This window comes from Pseudomonas sp. GW460-LB5 (assembly GCF_059423245.1).
On sequence record NZ_JBWKXT010000025.1, the window covers coordinates 35,423 to 59,188 of the forward strand.

The window sequence follows — 23,766 nt, forward strand, 5'->3', positions numbered from 1 at the left end:
ATAAGGAGCACGGCATGAGGGTGATGAACCGCGACAACGCTTTAGCTTCGTCAATGATCGCTGGGCGGTCCAGCCTGCAACAGCGCTATGAGGCAATGCTGGCCGGCGAAGATGACGCCAGCGCCCTGTGGCTCGACGAGCAACTTGCACGTGCTGAACGCTTGCCGGATGACCTGCCAGACTCACCTTCGGATTTGCCTGCCTGGAGCGCCAGGTGTGCTGCCGATGTCGCCGCCGGCTACGCCGACTACCTGGAACAACGCCGGCAAGGCGCTCCACGCCGTTTCTTTGTCAATCGCGCTCACGCGCTGTGGTTTCTGCAGCAGGTCGCCCCGACCAAAGCGGTGGACGGTGCCTGGCTGCACGGCACGCTGTGCCACTGGCGCGACCCACGTTTTCACGGGTTGATCCGAACTTATCTGGAAGAGCTCGGCAACGGCGACCCGCGTAGCAACCATGTGTTGATCTATCAGCGCCTGCTGGGCCGCCTCGGGTGTGTCGAGGCAATGCCGCTTGACGAAGCACGCTACTTACAGGGTTGCCTGCAACTGGCCTTGGGGCACTGTTGCGACACCCACCTGCCCGAGGTCATTGGTTACAACCTCGGCTATGAACAACCGCCGCTGCACTTGCTGATTACCACCAGCGAACTGGCAGAACTGGGCATCGACGGCCACTACTTCCAGTTGCATGTGACGATTGACAATGCTGCCAGTGGCCACGCTCAACTATCGCTGCAGGCGCTGCGCCAGCTATGCCCTCAGCATGACCAGAAGTCGTTCTACGCGAGGGTTCGCAACGGTTATCGCCTGAACGAGCTAGGTACTGCTGCGGCTGACCTTATCCGCCAGTTCGACCTGCAGGATGAATTGTTCGCCGCCTTGGAGCGCAAACGGGTTTATGGCCAATTCATGCATGCCGACCGTTGCCGCCTTGAACAGCGCACCGTCAACCAATGGCTGGCCACCCCTGGCGCCATGCCCGCGTTCGTTGCCGCGCTACAGGCCCAAGGCTGGATTCAGCGAGGCCAGGACCCGGCCCAGAGCCGCTGGTGGAAGCTGATCGAAGGGCCTGCAGCGGCAATGTTCGGCGTATTCAACAGTTATGAGAAACAACTGTGGCACGACTGGATTGCCGACACCTGGCGCCCCGCGATCCGCCGTGTAGCACCCGGTAGCTGGGGCCTGCCCGAATCCCCGGACGAAGCACACAGCGAAATGTCGGGTGACCGACCCGCAACGTTGATCGAGCGCATGGCCGGCAACCGCCACGCCACACCCGAGGGCCTGGCGGCGACCCGGGCATACATTCGCACCACCGGGCTGCTTCAGGAGGAACCCCGCTGATGAGGCTGACCGCCAGACAGTTCGAAGCCGATCAGGCATTGCTGCAGCTGGGCCAGCGGCTACGCGCCGACGGCTACCGATTTACCAGTGTGACACCTGCGACCCACACCCGCGTCAACGCCCGTGAGGGTTCCGGGCAGGCCAGCAACCTGCGCGACGTGTTCGGCTGGAGTCGGCCCTTCGCCCCGGGCCTGCTATCAACGGATGAATTGCAGTTGCTCGAACGCGCCCAGGTGCTGGTCCCGAAGGGTGACTTACTCGGCAGCTCAGTGCGCTGGTCCAGCCTGGACGACCTGCTGCTGGTGCATTCGGCGTTCCCCACCGATGGCAGCGATGCGGTGTTCTTCGGCCCGGACAGCTACCGTTTTGCCCAGGTCATTCACGAGCACCTGCAGCATAACCCCATGCCGGTGGAGCACGCAGTCGATATCGGCTGTGGCAGCGGGGTGGGCGCGTTGCTGATCGCGCGTGCGGCCCAGCATGCCCAGGTCAGCGCCGTCGACATCAACCCCTTGGCGTTGCGCTACGCTACGATCAACGCGGCGCTGGCGGGGGTGAGCAATGTGTCCGTAGTGGCCAGCGACCTGCTGGACGCCCTTACCGGTACGTTCGACCTGATTGTCGCCAACCCGCCGTACATGCTCGACCGTAGCGCCCGCACCTACCGCCACGGCGGCGGCGCCCTGGGCGCCGAACTGTCGCTGCGCATCGTTGAACAAGGATGCGAACGCCTGAGCCGCCACGGTACCTTGCTGCTCTACACCGGCGTAGCCATTGTCGATGGCCGCGATGCGTTGCTCGAAGCCATCCGCCTGCGCCTCGCAGGGCCACAATGGGCCTGGGTGTACCGGGAGATCGACCCTGACGTGTTTGGCGAGCAACTGGCCGAGCCGGGCTATGAGCAAGTCGAACGGATCGCCGCCGTGGCGCTCACCGTAACCCGTCATCGCTGAAGCAATATGGCCCGGGCCTGCACATTCGGCATCGAGGAAGAATACCTGCTGGTAAGGCTGGGCTCGGGACAGGTCCCGGCAGCACCATCGTCTGCGGTAATCGGGCGTTGCCGCGAAGCGCTGGGCCAATATTTTGTGCAGGAAATGTTCCGCAGCCAGATTGAGTTGGCCTCGCCGGTGTTCACCCACCTTCATGAAGCCCATGAGTTCTTCCAACTGCGGCGGCAGCGGCTGAGTCTTGCGCTGGCAGAGGAGGGGATTGGGCTGTACGGCGCGGCGAGCCACCCAAGCACCGCCTGGCTGCGGCAGAAGGCCGCTGCCCCGGCACATTACCAGCAACTGTTCGATGACTACCGGCATGTAGCCCAGCGAAGCCTGCTCAATGGTCTGCACGTGCACGTTGGCGTTCCGCCAGGTTGTGACCGCATGCAACTGATCAACCGCTTGCTGGTCTGGCTGCCGTTATTACTGGTGCTGAGCACCTCATCGCCTATGTGGGCGGGTCAGCAGACCGGCTACATGAGCTATCGCCGAGTGATTTGCGGGGAATGGCCGCACATGGGTTTGCCCGAAGCCTTGCCGGACTGGGCTGCCTATGAACGCTACCGCGCCTTGTTGCAGCGGACCGGTGCATTGGCTGTGGATGGCGACTTCTGGTGGGCCATTCGGCCTTCGCGGCGCTTCCCGACGGTGGAGTTGCGTATCTGCGATGGTTGCCCGCGACTGGAAGATACCCTGTGTATCGCCGCGCTGTTTCGCCATTTGGTAGAGCACAAGGTTACCGGTCGCCATGACCTGTTGCCCTGCAACCGTGAGCTTCGCTGGATCGCTCAGGAGAACTACTGGCGCGCCATGCGCTATGGGCGTCATGCACGGTTCATTGGTATGCACGAACAACAGCCAGTCACGGCTGAGGGCTGGCTTGGTCAGTTGCAGGCGCTGGTGCCGGTCGACAGCGTGGATGCCGAGCGTGCTTGCCAGCATGCACGGCACCTGCTGCGCGAGGGCACTCATGCCGACCAGCAGTTGCACTGCCTGACACAGGCTATCGCGAGCGGGGTCGGCAAGGCACAGGCGCTGCAAGCGGTGGTGGCCGCCGGGACTTGCAATTAGCCGGCGTTGGCCGACAATGGCCGCGCCCCTTGCAGCCACGCGGAAACACCTGCTCCATGATGCTGATCAAGCAATTCCCCGACATTTCCCTGGATGACACGCTGTTCGTCTTTGCCCTCGAGGCCGAGGCGGGAGAAGTCTTCACCGAGGTGAACACCGTGTTCACCGGCATTGGCAAAGTCAATGCGGCGATTGCACTGACCAAGGCGATTGCAACCCGCAGGCCCAGACTTGTCGTCAACCTTGGATCGGCTGGCAGCCAGCGCCACGGCAAAGGCCAGGTGGTGTGCTGCAACCGTTTCGTACAACGTGACATGGACGTCACACCGCTGGGCTTTGCCCGATACGAGACACCCTTGTCGGATATCCCGGTAGTCCTGGAGCATGGCGCAGCAATCCCCGGGCTACCGTTGGAAACCTGTGGCAGCGGTGACAGTTTCGAGATCAACCATGGCGACGCGCCTTATGACGTGGTCGACATGGAAGCCTATGTGCTGGCGTTGATCGCACGCGGTGAAGGCATTCCGTTTGTGTGCCTGAAATACATTTCCGATGATGCCGGCAGCGATGCAGCAGGGGATTGGGCGGTGCAGGTTCACCTGGCGGCCGAGGCGTTCAAGCGGGTGCTGTTCAGTCAGGTGTGACCAAGCCTCATCACACCTGCGCCTGCAAACCCGCCAGGTAGTCACCAAACCCTTCCCGGGCGCGGCTGTCGAGGCGGCTGCTGGTGGCCACGCTGTGCCTGGCGGTCCAGACAATCTGCGCGCCGCTGGCCTGAAGGTCGCTGACCAGCTGCACATCTTCATGCGCCGCGAGGGGCTGGAAGCCACCCACGCGTTGATAGGCAGCGGCGCACACACCCAGGTTCGCGCCGTGCACATGGCGATGGCCTTCGCGCGCTTCATAGCGGCTCTGGTACAGCTTGCGCAGGGCAGCTTTCTGCCAGGGCTGCCAATACTCGACATGCACGGTACCGCACACCACCTCGGCGCTGCAGGCCAGCTGCGACACCAGCCAGTGCGACGGCACCTGGCTATCGGCATCGGTGCACGCCAGCCACTGCGCACCACGCTCGACCATGTGCGCTGCGCCCACCCGGCGCGCCATGCCGACATTACCGGCATCCACCTCCAAAACCCGCACACCGAAGCGCCGCGCCACCGCGGCACTACCGTCGCTGCAACGGTCCAGCACCACCAACACGTCTACCCGGTGCCCCGCCTGTTGCGCTTGCATGGCAGCGACCAACACTGCCCGCAGGCAGCGCCCGAGGCGGCGGGCTTCGTTGTGCGCCGGAATGACCACGGCAATCATGGGCAGGTCTCGTCCAGGTCAACCACGCTGGGCTGGCAGGACCAGTATTCCAGTACGAAGTCTGCCTCTTCATGCCGGAACTGGTGATGCAGAGGCAGGTGCTGGGCCAGCATGCGATGCACTTCCCGTCCATCCTGTGGGCAACCCACGATGGGGTGTTTCCAGTGACAGGCGAGCAGGGCGCCGTCGTAGGTCAGGCTGGCCACCGATTGCTCGATGACCTGCAGCCAGTCTGTAGGATCGAGGTAGTAACCGACTTCGCTGAGCACGATCAGGTCGAAGCGCCCGCCCGGCCAGTCCGCTGGTAGCCGGGCCATTTCCACCGAGGCGTTGGGCACATCGACGAGGCGTTCGCGGGCCAGGCCTACGGCCGTTGGATCAAGGTCCTGGCACAGCAAGTCGGCGCAGCGATCGGCCAGCAACGCACTGAGCTCACCATTGGCACAGGCTGGCTCGAATACGCGCTGATAGCACTGGCGGGGCAGGCTGGCCATTACCAGCTCGCGTTTGCGCTTCTCGTACCAGCGGGTGCGAAAAGCCCAAGGGTCTTCATTGGTGGCGTACAGCTCGGCGAAATATTGCGGATCCAGGCTCATGACAGCTCCATTCACAGGAACACCAGTTCGAAAGGTTGCAGCAGACATTCCATCAAGCGGGGTGGCAGCACCGGCGGCTGCTCGGCGTCCGGCTCCAGCTGGCTGACGTGGGCGGCCAAGGCCTTGCGCTTGCGGGCCAGGCGGCTTTCATCGAGCTGCAGGCGGTGCGCACGCGGCCATGGCAGGCGCGGGTCATCGGGCTCGGCCCAGTGCCACGCCCACACCGGCACCTCTGCCAATTGCACCCCGCGGGCGGCCGCCGCGTGTGCCGCAGCTCGGCCTACGGCCTCGTGATCGCAGTGCCCATCATTACGCCAGGTGGCCATCAACAGGTCATCTGGCCGCAGCAACTGGGTGAGGTGACTGACCAGGAATGCCTCTTCGCGCGGTAACTGGCCGTCCTTCAGGTGCAGCCTGCGCCAGTCCAGATGGGTAAGGTCCAGGTCCAGCTGCAGCAGGGCCTGGCGGCTCTCTTGCGGCCGCTGTCGACGCAAACGGTGCTCGGTCCAGTGGCTGGAGCCGGGGTGGCTGCCTTCACCGTCGGTGGCGGAAATCAGCACCAGTTCATCCTCGCGTCCCTTGAAACCCGCCAGCAGACCACCTGCCATGAGGATTTCGTCATCCGGATGCGGCGCGATCAACACCAGCCGGCGCCCAGGTGGGCACAGCTGCATTGGATCGAGCCATGTAGCGCGGGCAAGATGCGCACCTTGCTGCCAGGCTGCCCAAGGCGTTCCGTTGGCGGACTGAATAAGGTTCTGGCTCATAGCTGCCACACCCCGGCCGGTAGTTGGGTGAGCTGATGGCCCAGCACCGCCAGATCGCGCTCGGCATGGCTCTGGCGCATGAATACCGGTAGGTCAGCGCACAGCCGGGCAAAATGGCTGCTGCGGCAGAATGGCGTGGCTCCCAGCGCTCGCCCAACGTGGCTGATCACGCGTTCCACGGCGTGTTCCACCTGGGCACGCGTGCGGCGCACTTCGAAGCTGGCATCTGCGCCAGGTTGCCGGTCGATCCAGGCCGCACATTCGCGCAGCGCCGCGCGGGCACCGTACAACGCAGCATCCACTGCCCCCAGGTGCGCATCGGCATGGGGGTCGGGGCGGGGCTTGCGGCAATGTTCGCGCAGGTAGTCTGCCAGTGCCTCGGCCGCGCCGTACCAGCAGGCAGCGATGCCCGCACCGCCATGCCAAAAGCCAGGGCGTGCCAGGTATTGGCCCGGCGTGCCGATGAGCGTGCCGGGGGTGTCGTTGAATGTCACCTCGACGCTGGCAGTTGTGGCCATGCCGACTGCTTGCCAATGTTCGATGCACAGCCCCTGGTTCGGCTGTGAAAGCTCGATCGCCACCAGTTGCGGCTGGTCCGCCTCATCCCAGGCAGTGATCAGCGCCCGGTCGATCTGCAAGGCCCCTGAACACCAGGCCTTGCGGCCTTGCAGGCGCACCTGGTCACCTTCGCGCGCCGTCACCTGCGCACGTGCATCGGGCGGCTCAGCGGCCCACACGCCCCAGATGCCGTCTACGGCGTGGTGGGCGGCGCCGCATTCAGCAAGGATGGCCAGGGCGTCGGTGTGGCCTTCATAGAGCTTGGCCAGCGCCAGGTCGCAACCGGCCACACGGGCCAGGGTCTGCCAGCGGCGCAGTGTGTTGCCTTGGCCCGGCAATGGCAACAGGTCGAGATGGTCGGCTTGCAGCGCCTGGATCAGCTGCGGCAGTTGCGTATCGAGGTTAAGGGGTTGCTGGCGCTCGCCAAAGGTACGTAACAGGCGGTCGAGGGTGGTCAGGTTGAAGTCCTGAACGATGCTCATCATTGTGTCTCCAGGTTCATGTCCAATCGCCGTTGCCCCATCATTTCAGCCCCAGTTGCTTGCGCATGTGTGCGGTGATGGACTGGCGTACCTTGCCCATCTCCGCCCATGGGTCATCAACTTCTGCCAGCCGCTCGTGCAGGTTGGCAATGTTCCATTGATTGGCAGCCTTGATGTGCGCCAGTTCCTCGCGCCAGATCGGTACCGACACAGGTAACCCCTCACGGGCACGCAAGGAGTAGGCACAGGCTGTGGTGGCGCCCTTGCCGTTGCGCAGATAGTCGATGAAGATCCGCCCCACGCGGTTTTTCGGCCCCGACACTGCACTGAGGCGATCCGGGAACAGCTTGGCCAGGTAATCGACGATGGCGTGGCTAAAGTCCTTGACCTCGTCCCAGCCCGACCGCCGGGTCAAGGGCACGACAAGGTGAATACCCTTGCCGCCACTGGTTTTCAGGAACACCTTCAGGCCCAGTTCGTCGAGCAGGGTGAGGGTGAGCTGGGTGGCCTCCAGCATGGCCTTCCAGGGCAGCGCGGGGTCGGGGTCCAGGTCAAGTACGAAGCGGTCCGGTTTGTCGAAGTCCTTGTCCGTGGCGTTCCAGGTGTGCAGTTCGAGCATGTTCATCTGCACAGCACCTAGCAGGGTGTCCGGGCGGTTGATGACCATCGCCGCCTGGCCGGCCTCGGCCTTTTCATAGCTGATGACGTTAGGTATGTGCAGCTGGCCTGCGTTTTTCTGGAAGAACAGCTCCCCGGCCAGGCCGTCCGGGGCGCGCACCAGCGCCACCGGGCGTTGCTTGAGCTGGGGCAGGATCCACTGGCTAACGCTGGCGTAGTACTCGGCGACCTCGCGCTTGGTCACGCCGGTGGTGGCGTCGATCACCCGGTCGGGGTGGGTCAGGCGCAGTTCACCCAGGTTTTCAGGCGCCTTCGCCTGCTTGTTGCGTTTGGGCACGGTCTGGGTAGGCATGGCGCGCTCCAGGTCGATGGCGGTGGCCGCCTTGTCATCGCGCAGGCCATGGAACACCGAGTGGCGCACGATGCCGTCTCGGGTCATCTGGGCATAGGCGACTTCGGCCAACAATTGCGGTTGCAGCCAGTGCACACCGCGCGCTTCGGCACCGGTAGGCGGTTTGGCCAACGCTGGCTTGGCGATTTGCAGGGGTTTGAGCCGAGCATGGATGCTGGCCAGGGTCGCCGTGCTGAAGCCGGTGCCAACCTTGCCGGCGTAGCGCAACTGACCGCTGTCGTCGTCATGCAGGGCCAGCAACAGGGCCCCGAAGCCGCTGCGGCTACCTTTGGGGTCGGTATAACCGACGACCACGAACTCCTGGCGTTGCTTGCACTTGAGCTTGACCCAGTCCGGGCTGCGACGGCCGCTGTACGGGCTGTCGGCACGCTTGCCGATCAAACCCTCCAGCTCAAGCCGGCAGGCGCTGTCGAGCAAAGATTGCACGGGCTCGTCGAAGTCGGCAGAGAACTTGAGTACACCGGACTCATCGCGCTCAAGCAGTTGGCGCAAGGTGTCGCGCCGGCCCTGCAGCGCTACCTGGCGCAGGTCCTGGCCACCGAGGAACGGAAGGTCGAACAGGTAGTAGGTAATGGCGTCATCGTGCTCGGTGTCGAAGGCGTTCTGCAACGCCTGGAAATCGGCTGCGCCATTTTCGTCAGCCACCACCATTTCACCATCGAGCCAGGCTGCATCGAGGCCCAGCTCGCGCAGTGCGGCGATCTGGCGGGGCATCTTGCTACTCCAGTCATGGCCGTTGCGGGTGAACAGGCGGATGTCATCACCCTCGATACGGGCCAGAATCCGGTAACCGTCGAATTTGACCTCGTAGCGCCAGTCCCCGCTGGGGGGCGAGTCGACCAAGGTTGCCAACTGCGGACTCAGCTGTGCAGGCAGGGGCACCTTCGGGCCTTTGACGGTGCGCTTGCGGCTGACGCGCGGTGCGGCGGCTTTTTTCGCAGCGGCTTTGCGCGGTACCAGGGTGCGGTCGCTAAGCACGCTATCGGGCTGGGCCTGCACGACGCTGTAGTCGGCCTCGCTGCGAGCCTGGTCGTCGTGTGATTTCACCAGCATCCATTGCTCTTTCTTGCCATCCAGGCGGGTGCGAAACAGGTTCCACACACCGCTGAGCTTTTCGCCTTGCAGGCGGAAACGCAGCTTGCCTTTGGCGTAGGCTTCATGCGCATCGCCCTCGGGCTCCCATACACCGCGATCCCAGACAATCACATCACCTGCACCATAGTGGCCTTCGGGGATATGCCCCTCGAAGTCGGCGTAATCCAGCGGGTGGTCCTCGACGTGCACGGCCAGGCGGCGCACTTTGGGGTCGAGCGACGGGCCTTTGGGGATCGCCCAGCTTTTCAGGGTGCCATCCAGCTCCAGGCGAAAGTCGTAGTGCAGGTGGCTGGCGTCATGTTTCTGGATGCAGAACTGCAGCGCCTGCACCCGCTTGCCACGGCTGCGCTTGCCGCTGGGCTCGGGCGTGGCATTGAAGTCGCGCTTGCGCGCATATTCCTGCAGGGGCTTGGCCATGGCGGTTTCCGGGCAGTTCGCAGTCTCTAAGGTGGGAGGCGCCGCGTAGGGTGGTAGTTCAAAAAACTCTGAATCTTCCACACGCAGGTGCAGTCGACTTAATGAAGCCACCTGACGGAGAACGCACATGGCACGCACAGATGAACCAAAGCCGTATACCCCTCCAGAGATCGACGACACCGAAGACCGCATGGGCAGCGTCCGTGAGCTGGACTTTGATGACCGCCTTGATGAACGTGAAGGGCGTGTGGGCGATGAGCGACCGGCCGATGAAGTCGCCCGGGAGTTTCCGCCTCGGCGCGTGGCCGAAAGCGGCATGACCGGCGGCGAGGCCCTGAGCGACAGCTTGCATGAGGACAATGTTACCTATGACGACTTGAGCCCGGACACGTTGCTGGATGAAACCGGTGCCCGTGACCCGCACGAACCGGGTGGTAGTGGCGGCCCGGCAGACCAGAGCCTGCGGCACGTGGACGCCGACGAGATCGGCGGTGGCATAGGCCTGGATGAGGCCGAACTGGCCCGATCAGCGCCGCTGGATGGTAAACCGTGGACTGATGACGTGATCGAAGACGAGGAGGGCAAGCCGTGAAAGAACCCCGCTGTACCTGCGCGCACTGTGCCTGCACCTTGGATACGCCGGTATGTGAGCTGTTCTAACTGGCGATTGCTCAGTCCTTCGGGCTTAGGCTGTGGGAGCGGGCTTGTCCCGCGAATTGGGGGCATGCGATGCCTGGCACCGGCTGTGCTGGTGTTCGCGGGACGAGCCCGCTCCCACAGAGCCCCTTTCTGTGGAAGCGGCGGTAGGCGTGGCGGGTTAGTGGGTTTGCCAGATGCCGTTGTTTCGTTCGCAATCGGTGCGGGCCTGGCCGAGGCTGGGGGTGTCGTAATAATAGGTGATCACCCGCGCATCTTTGGGCAACGCTGGTTTGTCCCCTCCTACGGATTTGGGGTTGGCCAGCGCTTCCTGAGTCAAAGGCGCGATGCAGCTGCCCACGCTGCCATCCGCACAGCGCGCTACCTTGCTCTTTTCGCTGTTGAGCATGTCCTTGCTCTCGTTGCTACACGACCAGTTGATCGCTTCGGCGGGCAGGTTGCTGTAGCTGTAGCAGGTGTGCCGCTCCACGGGTGTTACGGCATCGCTGGATGAGCGGGTCAGTACGTTGCAGCCCTCGGCCACGGCCTGGCCGCAGACCAGGCTGACGACCATCAGCGTCAAGATCCGTACACGCATTTGCCACCTCCAGGGCCAGCGGCCCTCGTCAGGTCTGGGCGGGCTTGTCGCCTTGGCGCATGGCCTTGGCGCGTTTTTCCAGGACCAGGTAGGTAACCACTGCCAGTAGCAGTGGAATCAGGTAGTACAGTGTGCGATACCCGAGCAAGGCAGCCACAAGCGTGCCTTGGGCCATCTGCCCGTGCAGCAAGGCCAGAAACACTGCCTCAAGTACGCCCAGCCCCGCAGGGATATGCGCAACCACGCCAGCCACGCAACTGATCAGCAGGATGCCGAGAATGGACGGGTAAAAAGCCTCGCCCGGCAGCAACCAGAAGATCAGCAGCGCCATCAGCGCCCAGTTGCTGGCACCCAGCGCAACCTGGCACAGTGCCAAACGCAGCGACGGTAGCGTCACTTCGTGGTTGCGCCAGGACCACGTGCGCTTGGTTGCAAAACCACAGGCCAGCAGGTACCCACCCGCGATCGCCAACAGCAGCAAGCCGATCAGGCGCAGACCTGTAGCGCCCACCGCCCAGCTGCTGGGCAGCTCCACGAAGCCGAGGGCGAATACGGTGCCGGCCAGCAGCATGTAGCCCATCCAGTTGGTCAACAGGCCCAAGGTGAGGATGCGCGTAATGGTCGGGGTATCCAGGCCCAGGCGGCCATATAACCGGTAGCGCAATGCAACGCCGCCTACCCAGGTCGTGAAGTTGAGATTGAAGGCGTAGCACACGAAGGCGACTGGCAGCACTTGCCGGGCGGGCAACTGGTGGCCGGTGTAGGCCCGTGCCAGCAGGTCGTAACTGGCAAATGTCAGGTAGCTGCACAGCGCCAGCGCAAGGCCGATGGCCAGGGTGCCGGGCTTGTAGGCCAGCAACGACTGGCGCACTTCGTTCCAGTCCAGATTGCGTGCCAGCATAAACAGCAGAACAGGTATGAGAATGAGGAACGCCAGCGTGAACAGGCGTTTCACCCAGGTTTGCCAGCCTTTGCGCGCCATCAGGTATTGCCCTCGTGCAGGTTACCCTGAGCCTCGACTTCCGGCTGCACCGAGCGCAAACGCTGGCGGTGTGCCGGGAACCAGCCAGCAATGCGCGGAAAATGGCGGATCACGTGGAAGCACACGAAGATCAGCGGTGCCCGCCACCAGTAACCGCGAATCATGCGCTCCAGGGTGACCGGCTTGCATTGCTCGCTGGCCAGGGCCTGTAGATGCTGGTTCAGTTGCTGGTTGAAGGCTCGATCACGGATGAAAAGATTGGCCTCCAGGTTGAATGACAGGCTCAACGGATCAAGGTTGCTGGAGCCAACGGTGGACCACTCATCGTCAACCAGTGCAACCTTGCCGTGCAGAGGCCGCTGGCAGTATTCATGGATGGCCACACCGTCGCGCAGCAGATAGTTGTACAGCAGCCTCGAAAGTGCACGGACCCAGCGCATGTCAGGCTGGCCCTGCAGAATCAAGCGCACATCCACGCCACGCCGGGCGGCGTTGCGCAGCTCCCGCATCAATCGATAACCCGGGAAGAAATACGCGTTGGCAACCACGATGCGCTGCTTTGCACCACGAAAAGCCTGCAGGTAGTGGGTTTCGATATCGGTACTGCGCAGCCCGTTGTCGCGTTCGACCAGCACGGCGCTGCTGGCCCCGGCCGGCTCGGTTACCGGGCGTACCGCGCTGGGTGGCTGCAGCACCGGCGACATCAGGCGCTTGCTGGCAGCATGCACCTGCGCTACCACCGGGCCGGTGACCTCCACCGCATAATCCTGCTTGGCCATGGCACCAAAGTCGCCAAGATGATCGGCGCTGTAGTTGATACCGCCGATAAATGCCCGCTCACCGTCGACTACCACGATCTTGCGGTGCAGGCGCCGGAACAGGTTGGTGCGCATGCCCACCAGCCGGGGCTGTGGGTCGAAAGCGTGAAAGCTCACGCCGGCATCGGTCATGGCCGAAATGAATTCGGTGGGCAGGTCGGCAGTGCCGTAGCCATCCACCGCTACCTCCACGCGCACACCGCGCTGGGCAGCGTCGATCAGCACCTGTTGTAACTGCTGGCCGACCTTGTCGTCGAAGATGATGAAGGTTTCCAGCAGAATTTCTTCCCGCGCCTGGGCCATGGCCTCGAAGACGCGGGGGTAGTATTGCTCGCCATTGATCAGCAACTGCACGCTGTTGCCGTCCACCCAAGGTCGATTCACAGGTTGATCTCCGCAGCCAATGGGGCGTGGTCGGACAGGTGCGACCACGGGTATGTCGAGAGCACTTGGGCAGTGCCGGGCATGGCGTTGCGCAAATAGATGCGGTCCAGCCGCAACAACGGCAGGCGCGCGGGGAAACTGCGCGCCGGGGTGCCGAAGTGCTCGCCGAAAGCCTCTATCAGGTGTTCGCACAGCACGGCATCTGCTTTCAGGCGCCAGTCGTTGAAATCGCCGGCGATAATGACCGGCGCTTCAGGCGGCAGACTGGCCAGCAGGTCGAGCATCAGCTTCACCTGGCGCTGCCGGTGGGCTTCGCGCAGGCCCAGGTGCACGCACACCGCATGCACCTGGTCGTGGCCTGGCACGTCCAGCTGGCAGTGCAGCAGGCCGCGCTGCTCATTGCCCTGTACTGACACATCGAGGTTGTTGAAGTGAGTAATGGGGAATTTCGACAGCAGCGCGTTACCGTGATCGCCATGCGGGTATACGGCATTGCGCCCGTAGGCGAACTGCGGCCACATGCTGTCGGCAAGAAACTCGTACTGCGGCATTTCTGGCCAGGCCGCATGGCGCAGGGCATGCTGCTGATGGCTGCCGTGCACCTCCTGGAGAAACACCAGGTCGGCGCCCGTGGCACGCACGGCCTCGCGCAATTCCGGCAGGATGAAGCGCCGATTGAAGAAGGTGAAGCCCTTGTGCACGTTCAGTGTCAGCACATTGAGCCGGCGTACCGCAGTGACCTTGTCGATGATGCTGCATGGGGCGGGCAGGGTCTTGTTCACAAGGCCACCTCCGGCAGGACGCCAGGCTCGGTCATGAGCTCATGGTCCAGCGACAGCTTCTGCAGCAGGCGTCGCGCATCGTAGGGGGCGTGAACCTTCTGGTCGTTGTCGAAATAGCAGTAGACATCGCGGGTCGCCCGACGCGGCGGCGAGCCCTGGACGACCAATTGCGCATCCTCAGCCTGGCTACCCTGGCTCCAGCGCTGGATGCGCTGCTTCCAGCGCCTCAGTGCGTTGGCCGTATACCCACTGCTGTAGAGCTCGACATCGCCATGCAGGCGCATGTACACAAAGTCGGCGGTAACGTCTTCCACATACGGCCATTTGCCGGCGCTGTCGGCAACTACCAAAGCGACCCGGTGCTTGCGCAACAGCTTGATGAAGGTCTCACAGAGGAAACTCTCGTTACGGATCTCCACGGCATGACGCAACCGTGCATTGCCGTGTATGCCCAAGCTGCCGTTGCCCTGCAAGCGTGCCGCGCAGTGTTTGGCACATTCACGAGCCGCTTTATGGTTACGCGGCAGCAGTTCGAGAAACCGGGCAAAACGCTCTTCATCGAACTTCATGTTCGGTGGAAATTGCCACAGGATCGGGCCAAGCTTCTTGCCCAGCAACAGTGGGCCTGAGGCGAAAAAGTTCGCCACCGGTTCTTCGATATCCCTAAGCCGCCGTACGTGCGTGATATACCGCGGCCCCTTCACCGCGAACACGAAGTCGTCCGGCGTCTCGTCACGCCAGCCCTGGTAACGTTCAGGCGTTTGCAGGCTGTAGAACGAGCCATTGATTTCGATGCTGTTCACCGCCCGCGAAGCGAAGGCCAGTTCGTCGTCCTGCCTCAGCCCCTTGGGGTAAAAGTCCTTGCGCCAGGGGCCATAGCGCCACCCGGAGATACCGATGCGGATATCGCTCACGCTGCCGTCCTCATTGCCGGTTCTATTTCGGTCGCTCCAAAGTGCGACCGATAAAGACAGGCCAGGGTTCAGCACGTTTGACCAACGGGAAAGGCTGATACCAGGTTGAACTTTGCGGCGCTTGGCGTTTCCACCGGATACCCGCTTCGTGGAAGGGTGTCAGGATAAAATCGAGGCAAGCATGGCCAGACATATCATCCATTTCACCGGGCCGATCAACTCGTCGACCTGTGGCAACCTGATCAACACCTGTTCGCGGGCGCTGCAACAGGGCGCCGGTATCCTGCAACTGAACATCGCTACCATGGGCGGCGAGTGCAGTTATGGCTTCACCCTGTACAACTTCCTGCGGGCGTTACCGGTCGAGGTGCATACCCACAACCTGGGCACGGTGGAGTCCATGGGCAATATCCTGTTCCTGGCAGGGGAACGGCGCACGGCGTGCAGTTTCAGCAAGTTCCTGTTCCACCCGTTTCACTGGACCTTGCACGGTTCGGTGGATCATTCGCGCATGGCTGAGTACGCCATGAGCCTGGATTATGATTTGAAGTTGTATGCGCAGATTGTCGCCGAACGAACCCAGGGGGCAACGGAGGTACTGGACGTGCCGCGGTACCTGATGGCCTATCCGCGGATTCTGGGGCCACGTGAGGCGCTGGATAACGGGATGATTCATGCCATCGACGAAATGCCAATCGAGGCGCAGTCGGTTCAGTGGAGTGTGCATGCCTAGGGTGTGGCTGTGCGTGCCTCTTCACAGTTGCGCGAAGGCACGCACCGAGTAACCGGGCTTACCGAACTGACGCGGCGGTGGCTCTGTCACAGGCCAGCAGCGAGCGGATCAGCAACTTGATCTCACCCTTGAGCCCAGGCGCCTGGTCCAGATGGGCAAAGCGGCAGTCGGTAATTTCATGCTGCGCCTTGGGCTGCGGCGCGTCGGCAAACTCTGCTTCGAACACGTAATGCATACGCGCGGGGGCCTCGTGACGCATCAGCAAGGTCAGTGACGCTGCCTGCAGCCCGGTTTCTTCCAGCAACTCACGCTCTGCAGCTTGCGCTGGCGTCTCGCCAGGCTCGATCTTGCCGCCGGGGAGGGTCCAGGCACCGTTGGATTTTCGCACCCATAACCATTTTTGTGTTTGCTTGCCGTGCCGGCAGATGATGGTGGCGCGATCCTTGTTCAGCTTCATTCATGCTCCTTGGTTATTGCATGAAGATATGGCCGTTGGCGGCAATAAACGTTGCGTTTAACCCGACGAACGGTCAAAGCACGTAACGTGCCACCCACGGCTTTCGCCCGCCACGCAAACATTTTGCTGGCGTAAGATTTGTGCCACTGGTCAGTTGCCAGCAAAAGCATTGAGCAGAGCCGGGCAACAGTGGCTCGGAAACTAGGCATGGCACAGATTCGTGTCACCAGCCTATCCATCGCAAGGAGAACCCACATGGCGCAGGATCAAGAGCGGACAAGCCAGCGCGGCGGCACCAAGGAAACCAACCCGGGCAATTTTGCCAATGACCGGGAGCGTGCTTCGCGCGCGGGCCACAAGGGGGGGCAGGCATCTGGCGGCAATTTCGCCAACGACCGACAGCGTGCATCGGAAGCTGGCCGCAAGGGTGGCCAGAACAGCCACGGCGGGGGGCGCAACCCGTGAGGGCAACCGCTCGCTGAATGCCCAGGAACACATGTGGTGCCCGGCAGCGATTTCGGGTTTGCGAATCCGGAATCGCGCCATGACTTCGTCAGGAGAAACGAGCATGCGCGCATTGACCTATCACGGCGCAGGGGATGTCCGCGTCGACACCGTTGCAGAGCCCGGTCTGCAGGAAGACGACGATCTCTTGCTGCGGGTAACGGCCACAGCCATTTGCGGCTCCGACCTGCACCTGTACCGGGGCAAGATACCCATGGTCGAGCAAGGCGATATTCTTGGCCACGAATTCATGGGCATCGTCGAAGAGGTGGGCAGCGCGGTAACCGCGGTGCGCCCGGGTGACCGGGTAGTGATCCCGTTTGTCATCGCCTGCGGTGACTGCTTTTTTTGCCAACACGACTTGTTTGCCGCCTGCGAAACGACCAACACGGGGCGAGGCGCACTGCTGAACAAGAAGACCATACCGTCTGGCGCGGCGCTGTTCGGCTACAGCCACCTGTATGGCGGCATACCTGGCGGGCAGGCCGATTATGTGCGGGTGCCCAAGGGCAATGTAGGGCCGTTCAAGGTACCGGGGCACCTGGCTGACGATCAGGTATTGTTTCTCTCGGACATTCTCCCTACAGCCTGGCAGGCAGTGCTCAATGCCGAAGTTGGCCAGGGTTCGTCACTGGCAATCTATGGCGCCGGCCCGGTCGGGCTGCTGTCTGCTGCTTGCGCACGCATGCTGGGGGTGGAGCAGATCTTCATGGTCGATGAATGTGCCTACCGGCTGGATTATGCTCATCAGGCCTACGGAGTGATTCCTGTCAATTTTGCCCACGATGATGACCCAGCCGATAGCATCGTGCGCCATACCGCCGGCATGCGTGGTGTGGATGCGGTAATCGATGCGGTGGGTTTCGAAGCCAAGGGCAGCACGACGGAAACGGTGCTCACCGCGCTTAAGCTCGAAGGCAGTAGCGGCAAGGCCCTGCGCCAGAGTATCGCGGCCGTGCGCAGGGGTGGGGTGGTCAGTGTGCCGGGGGTATATGCGGGGTTTATCCATGGTTTTCTGTTTGGCGACGCCTTCGACAAGGGCCTGACCTTTCGCATGGGGCAGACCCATGTGCAACGCTACCTGCCTGAGTTGCTGGCGCATATCGAAGCAGGCCGGCTGGACCCGCAGGCCATCGTCACCCACCGCATGGCGCTGGAAGATGCCCCGCGTGCCTACGAACTGTTCAATGGACAGCAGGATCAGTGTCGCAAGGTGATTCTGGTGCCCGGTGCGGCCCCGGACCCACGCGGTCAGGGTGCCGCAGTGCGCTGAAACGGCCGCTTGTGCCGAATGTTCGACAAAATTTTGAATCTTCTGGCCATGGCCCGATCAATCAGGGTGTCATCCATGGAGAAGAGGAGGCCCCTGCGATGCCTAGCCCACAGCTGTACATCATCGATTACCAACTGCATGGCCAACCGCGCAGTTTCATCATTCGCCTGGAACGCCTGGACAATGCCGAGGCCTGGCATTGGGCAAGTTGCGATGCGGGTATCGGCATTATTCCCAAGTTCGGGCGTGAGAAGATCAAGAAGATCAGCCGGCCGATGGCCGAGCGTTACGGGATTACCGGCGTAAGCTGGCGGATTTCGGGGAGCAAGCCGAGCCAGTCGGTGGGAGACCCGGCGGCGATGGTGTAATACCACCTCAGCCTGACACATAACCATGCTGCAACGGGGTCCCCGGCTGCAGCATGGTGCCTGGATAAACCCTTTGTCAGGCGCCGGACTCGGGGTCACTGGCCGGGACGCCGGGGCGATTTTCCTCGTCGTCAGTCACATTGGGGTCGGCATCCGGGTCATCCACTTGGTCGTTGCGGCGATCCGGCTCAAGCTCCGGCCAGTCATCCTGCACATTGCCACCACCCATCCGCAGTAAGTAATCCATCGCGCAATCCTCGTCTGTGATCCTCATGGTTAGGAGCGAAAGACCTGTCTTAAAAGTCATCTGGACAGCGGCAGTCGCTGACCAACGGTGGCACCGTGTCGGGACACTTGTGCGGGCCCTTTCGAGGTTTACCCGCGAAGGGGCCCGCAAGGTGAACACATCACGCCGGCTGTTTCAACACCAGGGTCAGAATGTCATAGCTGGCCACCAGCTCACCCAGCTGGTTGGTTACCTCCACATCCCACGCCACCACCCCTTGCGGCTGGCCCAGCGGGCTGGTTTTGCCCTGGTCGATCTTGCGCTTGCAGGTCAGCCGTGCCTGGATGGTATCGCCAATGCCCACCGGGTTGATGAAGCGCAGCGTATCCAGGCCATAGTTGGCCAACACCGGCCCGGCACCGGGCGACACGAACAGCCCGGCCGCCGCCGAGAGGACGAAGTAGCCGTGGGCGATACGTTTACCGAACTGCGATTCTTTGGCCGCGATTTCGTCGAAGTGCATGTAGAAATGGTCCCCCGACAGGCAGCCGAAGTTGACCAGGTCGGCTTCGGTCACGGTGCGGCGGTGGGTGAGCAACGACTCGCCGATGCGCAACTGCTCGAAGTATCGGCGGAACGGGTGCACTTCGGTCTCGATCACTTCGCCATTGCGCACGTATTCGCCGGTGACCGCCGTGAGCATGCTCGGCGAACCTTGTACTGCGGCGCGTTGCAGGTAGTGCTTGACCGCGCGCAAGCCACCCAGTTCTTCACCGCCGCCGGCCCGGCCCGGCCCGCCGTGCTTGAGTTGTGGCAACGGCGAGCCGTGGCCGGTGGATTCCTTGGCGGCCTCGCTGTCGAGCACCAGCAGGCGGCCATGCCAGGCAGCCGCCACCGGTATGGCCTTGGCCGCAATACTGCGGTCGGCGGTGACCAAGGTCGCCACCAGGCTGCCTTTGCCTCGGGCGGCCAGTATCAAGGCTTCGTCAAGGTCGTGGTAGGCCATCAGTGTGCTGACCGGGCCGAACGCTTCGATATCGTGGGCGCCGCCGTCGGCGTGCGGGTCGCGGGCCTGTAGCAGGGTCGGGGCAAAGAATGCGCCCTCGGCCACGCCATCGCCACGCGGGGCGAAGCCGTCGCTGGCGCCGAACAGCTGGTCACAGCTTTGCAGCAGGCTGCGCACCCGCTCGGTCACGTCGTGCTGCTGGTCGTGGGAAGCCAGAGCCCCCATGCGTACGCCCTCCAGCGACGGGTCACCCACAACCACCTTGCTCAGCCGCTCGCGCAAGCGCGTGGCAACCGCATCAATGTGCTTGGCCGGCACGATGGCGCGGCGGATGGCGGTGCACTTCTGCCCGGCCTTGGTGGTCATTTCACGCACCACCTCCTTGATGTACAGGTCAAACTCTTCGCTGTCCGGGGTCACATCCGGGCCAAGAATGGCGCAGTTCAGCGAGTCGGCTTCGGCGGTGAACGGTACCGAATTGCGCACCAGGTTCGGCGTGACGCGCAATTTTGCGGCGGTATCGGCTGACCCGGTGAAGGTCACCACGTCCTGGCCTTGAAGGCGGTCGAGCAGGTCGCCGGTGCTGCCAATCACCAGTTGCAAGCTGCCCTCCGGCAGCAGGCCGGAGGCGTTCATCAGGCGGACGACGGCTTCGGTCAGGTAGCTGGTGGAAGTCGCCGGTTTGACGATGCACGGCATGCCCGCCAGGAACGTCGGGGCGAACTTCTCCAGCATGCCCCAGATAGGGAAGTTGAAGGCGTTGATGTGCACCCCCACGCCTGCGCGCGGCACCAGGATGTGGCTGCCGGCGAAATGACCTTGCTTGCCCAGCGCGATGGCCGGGCCCTCGTGCACCAGGTTGCCCGACGGCAGCTCGCGGCTGCCGATGCCGGCATAGGAGAACAATGTGGCGTTGCCGCCTTCGATGTCGATCCAGCTGTCGGCACGGGTGGCGCCGCTATGGTGCGACAGGGCGTAAAGCTGTTCCTTGCGCTCGACCAGGTACAGGGCCAGCGCTTTCAGGCGTGCAGCACGCTGCTGGAAGTCCATGGCCATGAGGCTGGCCAGGCCACGCGCACGGGCGAAGTCCACGGCTTCGGCGAAGTCCGGGCGTTCTTCGTGGCTGTAGGCAAGTACGTGGCCATCAAGGGCGCTGCGCAGGGCTTGCGCGCCGTGCTGGCCGAGCCAGCGGCCGGCGATGAAGCTTTGCAGGGTAGGGGCGGCAGACATGCTGTTCTCCATACTGTTCGAATGTAGTGGGCGCTGTTACCACAGCGCCAGGGTGTAGCCGATGATCAGGCGGTTTTCGTCCACGGCGTTGGTCAGGCCATTGCCGGACCGGAAGGTGACGTTGCGCCAGCGCAGGCTGACGTCCTTGAACGGGCCGCTCTGGATGACGTAGGTGATGTCGGTGTCGCGTTCACGCTCGCGGCCATTGCTGACAGTGGCGGTTTCGGCGTGGCGGCCGTCGGTGTAGCGCGTCATGAAACTCAGGCCGGGGATGCCCATCGCTACAAAGTCGTAGTCATAGCGCACTTGCCAGGAGTCCAGCCCGGCGCGGGTGAAGGTGTTGTAGGTCACCAGGTTGACGGTAAACGGGTCGCCGCCGTTGACGAACGGGAAGGCACTGTCGCCGGACATCTGTTGCCAGGTCGCCGTGAACTTGTGTGCCCGCACGCCGAGGGTGAACATGGCGTTGAAGTTGCGGTTGTCGATGTTGCCAGCACGTTCGGCGCCGTCGTTGCGGCTGTCGAAGTAGCGCAGGTCGCTGCGCAGGCTCACGCCTTCGCTCAAGGGGCGGGTGTCGATGAGGCCGACGAACTGCTGGCGGTAGATGTCCTCGAGCTTGGCGTAGTAGTAGCTGACGCTGGTTTGCGGGGTGATGGCGTAGCTGCCACCGCCAAAGTCCAGGTGGTCACTGCTGGCAGCGCCATAGCCGATGTCGTCGCGGCCCGAGGAGTCGCGCAGGTTGGCCTTGGTCAGGCGGCCGGCGTTGACGGTAAGGCCATCGAGATCCTGGCTGGTCAGCAGGCCGCCCTGGAAGGTGGACGCCAGCAGGCGGGTGTCGTTGTATACCACCACCGGCAGGATCGGTTGCAGCGTGCCCAGGCGCAGGGTGCTTTTGGACACGCGGATTTTGCCGGTCAGGCCCAGTTCGCTGTAATCATCAACCGGTTCGTGGCTGTTCGGGCCGAAGGGCAGCAGCCCGGTATTGCGGCGGTCGCGGCTGGAGTCGAGCTTGATACCCAGCTGGCCCATGGCGTCAACGCCAAAGCCGACCGGGCCCTCGGTGAAGCCGGACTCCAGCTTGGCGGTAAAGCCCTGGCTCCATTCTTCTGCCTTGGCCTGTGGTGCGTTGCTTTGGCGGAAGTCGCGGTTGATGTAATGGTTGCGCAGCTCCAGGCGTGCGTGGCTGTCGCCGATAAAGTCTGCCAGCGCCGGCAATGGCAAGGCGAGCGTGGCCAGCCAGGCAGCTGACATGATGTGCGTGCGGTTGATTGTTGTTGTTTTACCCGACATGGTGGTTCTTCCTTGAAGTCAGTGCTTGCTGGCGCCAGCGGCGCCGATACCGGTCATGGAGCGGATGAACTGGGCCAGGTAGCGGCCACGCTCCTCACTGGCACGTTCGGAGCTGTCGGTGACCGAGAACGCCCAGGCACTCAGGAACGCCAGGCTCATGGAGAACAAGGCCGGGTTGCTGTAAGGGAACAGCGCTTTATCGTGATGCAGCACGTTGACCCACACTGCCGGGCCCAGTACCACCAGCAGCACCGCCGAGGCCAGGCCGGCCATGCTGCCGCACACCGCGCCGCGGGTGGTCAGGCCTTTCCAGAACATCGAAAGCAGCAGCACCGGGAAGTTGACGGAGGCAGCCACCGCCAGCACCAGGCCGGAGAGGAAGGCGATGTTCTGCGACTCGAACATCAGGCCGAGCATGACCGCCAGCAGGCCGATCAGCAGGGTGGCGACACGCGATACGCGCATTTCCTCCTGCTCGGTGGCCTTGCCTTGGCGGATCACGCAGGCATACAGGTCGTGGGATACCGCCGATGCGCCGGACAGCGCAAGGCCGGCGACCACGGCAAGGATGGTGGCGAAGGCCACAGCAGAGATGAAGCCAAGGAACAAATTGCCACCGACAGCTTGGGCCAGGTGCACGGCGATCATGTTGCCGCCGCCAATGATTGCACCGGTGGCGTCGCGGTAGGACGGCTCGGTGCCGACCATGACGATGGCGCCAAAGCCGATGACGATCAGCAGCAGGTAGAAGTAACCGATGAAACCGGTGGCATAGAACACGCTCTTGCGTGCTTCCTTGGCATCACTGACGGTGAAGAAGCGCATCAGGATATGCGGCAGGCCGGCGGTGCCGAACATCATGCCCAAGCCCAGGGAAATGGCATCCACCGGATTGGACAGCAGGCCACCCGGGGCCATGATCGCCTGGCCCTTGGCATGCACGGCCACCGCGCTGGCGAACATGGCTTCGGTGCTGAAGCCGAAGTGCTTGAGCACCATGAACGCCATGAAGCTGGTGCCCGACAGCAGCATCACTGCCTTGATAATCTGCACCCAGGTGGTAGCGAGCATGCCGCCGAACGTTACATAAGCGACCATCAGCACACCGACCAGCATCACCGCATACAGGTAGCTGATGCCGAACAGCAGCTCGATCAGCTTGCCGGCACCGACCATCTGTGCCACCAGGTACATCAGTGCCACGACCAGGGTGCCGAACGCCGAGGTCAGGCGTACCGGGGTTTGTGCCAGGCGGTAGCTGACCACGTCGGCAAAGGTGTACTTGCCCAGGTTGCGCAGCCGTTCGGCGATCAGGAACAGAATGATCGGCCAGCCGGCCAGCACGCCCAGGGCGTACAACAGGCCGTCATAGCCGTTCAGGAACATCATCGCGGAGATGCCCAGGAAGGAGGCGGCGCTGATCATGTCGCCTGCGATCGCCAGGCCGTTCTGCATGCCGGTCAGGCCCCCGCCGGCGGTATAGAAGTCGCTGGCCGAGCGGGTGCGCAAAGCCGCCCAGCGGGTGATCAGCAAGGTGAAGCAGACGAACACCATGAACATCGAAATGGCTGTCCAGTTCATTGTGCGCACTCCTGCTTGACCTTTTCATTGAGCGGGTCGAGCACATTGTTGGCGCGGTGCACATAGATGCCGGTCAGGGCAAAGGACAGCAGCACCATCAACACACCCACCAGCATGCCGACGGTGGTCACACCGCCGCTGAGCGATTGGCCAAGGGTGCTGGGCGAAAACGCCACCAGCAGGACGAAGCCGTAGTAGATCACCAGCATGGCCAGGGTCAGGCTGCCGTTGAGGCGGCGTTTGCGCTGCACCAGGTGCTGGAAGTCGGGGTGGTTGGCGATGCTTTCTATGCGTTCGGGTGTCATGGCAAGCG

24 protein-coding genes and 1 pseudogene are annotated in these 23,766 nt (G+C 63.0%); 9 read left to right on the forward strand and 16 right to left on the reverse strand.

Annotated elements, in window-relative coordinates; all coding sequences use genetic code 11:
• The first annotated feature begins 14 nt into the window (after positions 1-14).
• Genes AC07XM_RS16355 through AC07XM_RS16370 form a run of 4 tightly spaced genes read left to right on the forward strand, consistent with a single transcriptional unit; the run spans position 15 to position 4,056 of the window.
• A complete protein-coding gene (locus tag AC07XM_RS16355; RefSeq protein ID WP_102689406.1) occupies positions 15-1,346 on the forward strand; it encodes an iron-containing redox enzyme family protein in 1,332 nt (443 codons plus the stop codon).
• Positions 1,346-2,299, forward strand: a complete 954-nt coding sequence (locus tag AC07XM_RS16360) for a methyltransferase (protein ID WP_060517798.1) — start codon at positions 1,346-1,348, stop codon at positions 2,297-2,299. Before AC07XM_RS16355 ends, AC07XM_RS16360 begins: the two co-directional genes overlap by 1 nt.
• A 6-nt stretch (positions 2,300-2,305) precedes the next feature.
• Complete coding sequence (locus tag AC07XM_RS16365) at positions 2,306-3,412, forward strand: carboxylate-amine ligase (protein ID WP_016487179.1); 1,107 nt, start codon at positions 2,306-2,308, stop codon at positions 3,410-3,412.
• A 56-nt stretch (positions 3,413-3,468) separates the two neighbouring features.
• Positions 3,469-4,056: a phosphorylase family protein gene (locus AC07XM_RS16370; protein WP_016487178.1), complete on the forward strand. Its 588-nt coding sequence runs from the start codon at positions 3,469-3,471 to the stop codon at positions 4,054-4,056.
• A 10-nt stretch (positions 4,057-4,066) separates the two neighbouring features.
• Here AC07XM_RS16370 and AC07XM_RS16375 read toward each other — a convergent pair whose 3' ends face one another.
• From AC07XM_RS16375 to ligD, 5 genes are read right to left on the reverse strand one after another with little or no spacing between them, the layout of a single operon-like run.
• Positions 4,067-4,726, reverse strand: coding sequence for a glycosyltransferase family 2 protein (locus tag AC07XM_RS16375; RefSeq protein WP_060517794.1), 660 nt, complete (start codon positions 4,724-4,726; stop codon positions 4,067-4,069).
• Positions 4,723-5,322 (reverse strand): class I SAM-dependent methyltransferase, encoded by a 600-nt coding sequence (locus AC07XM_RS16380; RefSeq protein ID WP_016487176.1) that lies wholly within the window; start codon positions 5,320-5,322, stop codon positions 4,723-4,725. Before AC07XM_RS16380 ends, AC07XM_RS16375 begins: the two co-directional genes overlap by 4 nt.
• An 11-nt stretch (positions 5,323-5,333) precedes the next feature.
• Complete coding sequence (locus tag AC07XM_RS16385) at positions 5,334-6,089, reverse strand: PIG-L deacetylase family protein (protein ID WP_016487175.1); 756 nt, start codon at positions 6,087-6,089, stop codon at positions 5,334-5,336.
• Positions 6,086-7,129 carry an acyl-CoA dehydrogenase family protein gene (locus AC07XM_RS16390; RefSeq protein ID WP_102689405.1) on the reverse strand — a complete coding sequence of 348 codons (1,044 nt, stop codon included), beginning with the start codon at positions 7,127-7,129 and terminating at the stop codon, positions 6,086-6,088. The genes AC07XM_RS16385 and AC07XM_RS16390 overlap by 4 nt, the downstream gene beginning before the upstream one ends.
• Before the next feature lie 40 nt (positions 7,130-7,169).
• Entirely contained in the window at positions 7,170-9,671 is a 2,502-nt protein-coding gene (gene ligD, locus AC07XM_RS16395) for a DNA ligase D (protein WP_102689404.1), read from the reverse strand.
• 127 nt (positions 9,672-9,798) lie between these two features.
• On the opposite strand from ligD, the gene AC07XM_RS16400 reads away from it, so the two are divergent.
• Positions 9,799-10,263, forward strand: a complete 465-nt coding sequence (locus AC07XM_RS16400) for a hypothetical protein (RefSeq protein WP_016487172.1) — start codon at positions 9,799-9,801, stop codon at positions 10,261-10,263.
• 225 nt (positions 10,264-10,488) lie between these two features.
• On the opposite strand, the gene AC07XM_RS16405 is transcribed toward AC07XM_RS16400, so the two are convergent.
• From AC07XM_RS16405 to AC07XM_RS16425, 5 genes are read right to left on the reverse strand one after another with little or no spacing between them, the layout of a single operon-like run.
• A complete protein-coding gene (locus tag AC07XM_RS16405) occupies positions 10,489-10,905 on the reverse strand; it encodes a hypothetical protein (protein WP_023048029.1) in 417 nt (138 codons plus the stop codon).
• A 28-nt stretch (positions 10,906-10,933) separates the two neighbouring features.
• Positions 10,934-11,887 (reverse strand): lysylphosphatidylglycerol synthase domain-containing protein, encoded by a 954-nt coding sequence (locus AC07XM_RS16410; RefSeq protein ID WP_023048028.1) that lies wholly within the window; start codon positions 11,885-11,887, stop codon positions 10,934-10,936.
• Entirely contained in the window at positions 11,887-13,089 is a 1,203-nt protein-coding gene (gene clsB / locus AC07XM_RS16415) for a cardiolipin synthase ClsB (protein WP_016487169.1), read from the reverse strand. Before clsB ends, AC07XM_RS16410 begins: the two co-directional genes overlap by 1 nt.
• A complete protein-coding gene (locus AC07XM_RS16420; protein WP_102689403.1) occupies positions 13,086-13,871 on the reverse strand; it encodes an endonuclease/exonuclease/phosphatase family protein in 786 nt (261 codons plus the stop codon). Before AC07XM_RS16420 ends, clsB begins: the two co-directional genes overlap by 4 nt.
• On the reverse strand, positions 13,868-14,785 hold the full coding sequence (locus tag AC07XM_RS16425; RefSeq protein WP_016487167.1) for a DUF72 domain-containing protein: 918 nt from the start codon (positions 14,783-14,785) through the stop codon (positions 13,868-13,870). The genes AC07XM_RS16420 and AC07XM_RS16425 overlap by 4 nt, the downstream gene beginning before the upstream one ends.
• Before the next feature lie 169 nt (positions 14,786-14,954).
• Here AC07XM_RS16425 and AC07XM_RS16430 point away from each other — a divergent pair, with 169 nt between their 5' ends.
• Entirely contained in the window at positions 14,955-15,518 is a 564-nt protein-coding gene (locus AC07XM_RS16430) for an ATP-dependent Clp protease proteolytic subunit (RefSeq protein WP_256219675.1), read from the forward strand.
• 58 nt (positions 15,519-15,576) lie between these two features.
• On the opposite strand, the gene AC07XM_RS16435 is transcribed toward AC07XM_RS16430, so the two are convergent.
• On the reverse strand, positions 15,577-15,975 hold the full coding sequence (locus AC07XM_RS16435; RefSeq protein ID WP_016487165.1) for an NUDIX hydrolase: 399 nt from the start codon (positions 15,973-15,975) through the stop codon (positions 15,577-15,579).
• A 255-nt stretch (positions 15,976-16,230) separates the two neighbouring features.
• Between AC07XM_RS16435 and AC07XM_RS16440 the strand changes: the two genes are divergently transcribed.
• The 3 genes from AC07XM_RS16440 to AC07XM_RS16450 all read left to right on the forward strand — a co-directional run bounded on the left by AC07XM_RS16440 (position 16,231) and on the right by AC07XM_RS16450 (position 18,120).
• Positions 16,231-16,440, forward strand: a complete 210-nt coding sequence (locus AC07XM_RS16440; protein ID WP_016487164.1) for a con-10 family general stress protein — start codon at positions 16,231-16,233, stop codon at positions 16,438-16,440.
• Positions 16,441-16,543: 103 nt separating this feature from the next.
• Entirely contained in the window at positions 16,544-17,752 is a 1,209-nt protein-coding gene (locus tag AC07XM_RS16445) for a zinc-dependent alcohol dehydrogenase (protein WP_102689402.1), read from the forward strand.
• Between the two features lie 98 nt (positions 17,753-17,850).
• Positions 17,851-18,120 carry a DUF6555 family protein gene (locus AC07XM_RS16450; RefSeq protein ID WP_016487162.1) on the forward strand — a complete coding sequence of 90 codons (270 nt, stop codon included), beginning with the start codon at positions 17,851-17,853 and terminating at the stop codon, positions 18,118-18,120.
• Positions 18,121-18,196: 76 nt separating this feature from the next.
• On the opposite strand, the gene AC07XM_RS16455 is transcribed toward AC07XM_RS16450, so the two are convergent.
• From AC07XM_RS16455 to AC07XM_RS16475, 5 genes and pseudogenes are all read right to left on the reverse strand, one after another.
• Entirely contained in the window at positions 18,197-18,367 is a 171-nt protein-coding gene (locus AC07XM_RS16455; protein ID WP_016487161.1) for a hypothetical protein, read from the reverse strand.
• Between the two features lie 160 nt (positions 18,368-18,527).
• A complete protein-coding gene (gene paaZ / locus AC07XM_RS16460) occupies positions 18,528-20,582 on the reverse strand; it encodes a phenylacetic acid degradation bifunctional protein PaaZ (protein ID WP_102689401.1) in 2,055 nt (684 codons plus the stop codon).
• Between the two features lie 36 nt (positions 20,583-20,618).
• Positions 20,619-21,851 (reverse strand): OprD family porin, encoded by a 1,233-nt coding sequence (locus tag AC07XM_RS16465; RefSeq protein WP_102689423.1) that lies wholly within the window; start codon positions 21,849-21,851, stop codon positions 20,619-20,621.
• A 39-nt stretch (positions 21,852-21,890) separates the two neighbouring features.
• Positions 21,891-23,459: pseudogene (locus AC07XM_RS16470) on the reverse strand (cation acetate symporter); the annotation flags it as partial.
• The gene (locus tag AC07XM_RS16475) at positions 23,450-23,758 is read right to left on the reverse strand and encodes a DUF485 domain-containing protein (RefSeq protein WP_016487157.1); all 309 of its coding nucleotides are present in this window, start codon (positions 23,756-23,758) and stop codon (positions 23,450-23,452) included. The pseudogene AC07XM_RS16470 and the gene AC07XM_RS16475, both read right to left, overlap by 10 nt.
• Positions 23,759-23,766: the final 8 nt, after the last annotated feature.

What these genes read in the sequence shown, in the direction of transcription:
- AC07XM_RS16355 (WP_102689406.1), top strand. Translation starts at nt 15, where the DNA reads ATGAGGGTGATGAACCGCGACAACGCTTTAGCTTCGTCAATGATCGCT.
- AC07XM_RS16360 (WP_060517798.1), top strand. Translation starts at nt 1,346, where the DNA reads ATGAGGCTGACCGCCAGACAGTTCGAAGCCGATCAGGCATTGCTGCAG.
- AC07XM_RS16365 (WP_016487179.1), top strand. Translation starts at nt 2,306, where the DNA reads ATGGCCCGGGCCTGCACATTCGGCATCGAGGAAGAATACCTGCTGGTA.
- AC07XM_RS16370 (WP_016487178.1), top strand. Translation starts at nt 3,469, where the DNA reads ATGATGCTGATCAAGCAATTCCCCGACATTTCCCTGGATGACACGCTG.
- AC07XM_RS16375 (WP_060517794.1), bottom strand. Translation starts at nt 4,726, where the DNA reads ATGATTGCCGTGGTCATTCCGGCGCACAACGAAGCCCGCCGCCTCGGG.
- AC07XM_RS16380 (WP_016487176.1), bottom strand. Translation starts at nt 5,322, where the DNA reads ATGAGCCTGGATCCGCAATATTTCGCCGAGCTGTACGCCACCAATGAA.
- AC07XM_RS16385 (WP_016487175.1), bottom strand. Translation starts at nt 6,089, where the DNA reads ATGAGCCAGAACCTTATTCAGTCCGCCAACGGAACGCCTTGGGCAGCC.
- AC07XM_RS16390 (WP_102689405.1), bottom strand. Translation starts at nt 7,129, where the DNA reads ATGAGCATCGTTCAGGACTTCAACCTGACCACCCTCGACCGCCTGTTA.
- ligD (WP_102689404.1), bottom strand. Translation starts at nt 9,671, where the DNA reads ATGGCCAAGCCCCTGCAGGAATATGCGCGCAAGCGCGACTTCAATGCC.
- AC07XM_RS16400 (WP_016487172.1), top strand. Translation starts at nt 9,799, where the DNA reads ATGGCACGCACAGATGAACCAAAGCCGTATACCCCTCCAGAGATCGAC.
- AC07XM_RS16405 (WP_023048029.1), bottom strand. Translation starts at nt 10,905, where the DNA reads ATGCGTGTACGGATCTTGACGCTGATGGTCGTCAGCCTGGTCTGCGGC.
- AC07XM_RS16410 (WP_023048028.1), bottom strand. Translation starts at nt 11,887, where the DNA reads ATGGCGCGCAAAGGCTGGCAAACCTGGGTGAAACGCCTGTTCACGCTG.
- AC07XM_RS16435 (WP_016487165.1), bottom strand. Translation starts at nt 15,975, where the DNA reads ATGAAGCTGAACAAGGATCGCGCCACCATCATCTGCCGGCACGGCAAG.
- AC07XM_RS16440 (WP_016487164.1), top strand. Translation starts at nt 16,231, where the DNA reads ATGGCGCAGGATCAAGAGCGGACAAGCCAGCGCGGCGGCACCAAGGAA.
- AC07XM_RS16445 (WP_102689402.1), top strand. Translation starts at nt 16,544, where the DNA reads ATGCGCGCATTGACCTATCACGGCGCAGGGGATGTCCGCGTCGACACC.
- AC07XM_RS16450 (WP_016487162.1), top strand. Translation starts at nt 17,851, where the DNA reads ATGCCTAGCCCACAGCTGTACATCATCGATTACCAACTGCATGGCCAA.
- AC07XM_RS16455 (WP_016487161.1), bottom strand. Translation starts at nt 18,367, where the DNA reads ATGGATTACTTACTGCGGATGGGTGGTGGCAATGTGCAGGATGACTGG.
- paaZ (WP_102689401.1), bottom strand. Translation starts at nt 20,582, where the DNA reads ATGTCTGCCGCCCCTACCCTGCAAAGCTTCATCGCCGGCCGCTGGCTC.
- AC07XM_RS16475 (WP_016487157.1), bottom strand. Translation starts at nt 23,758, where the DNA reads ATGACACCCGAACGCATAGAAAGCATCGCCAACCACCCCGACTTCCAG.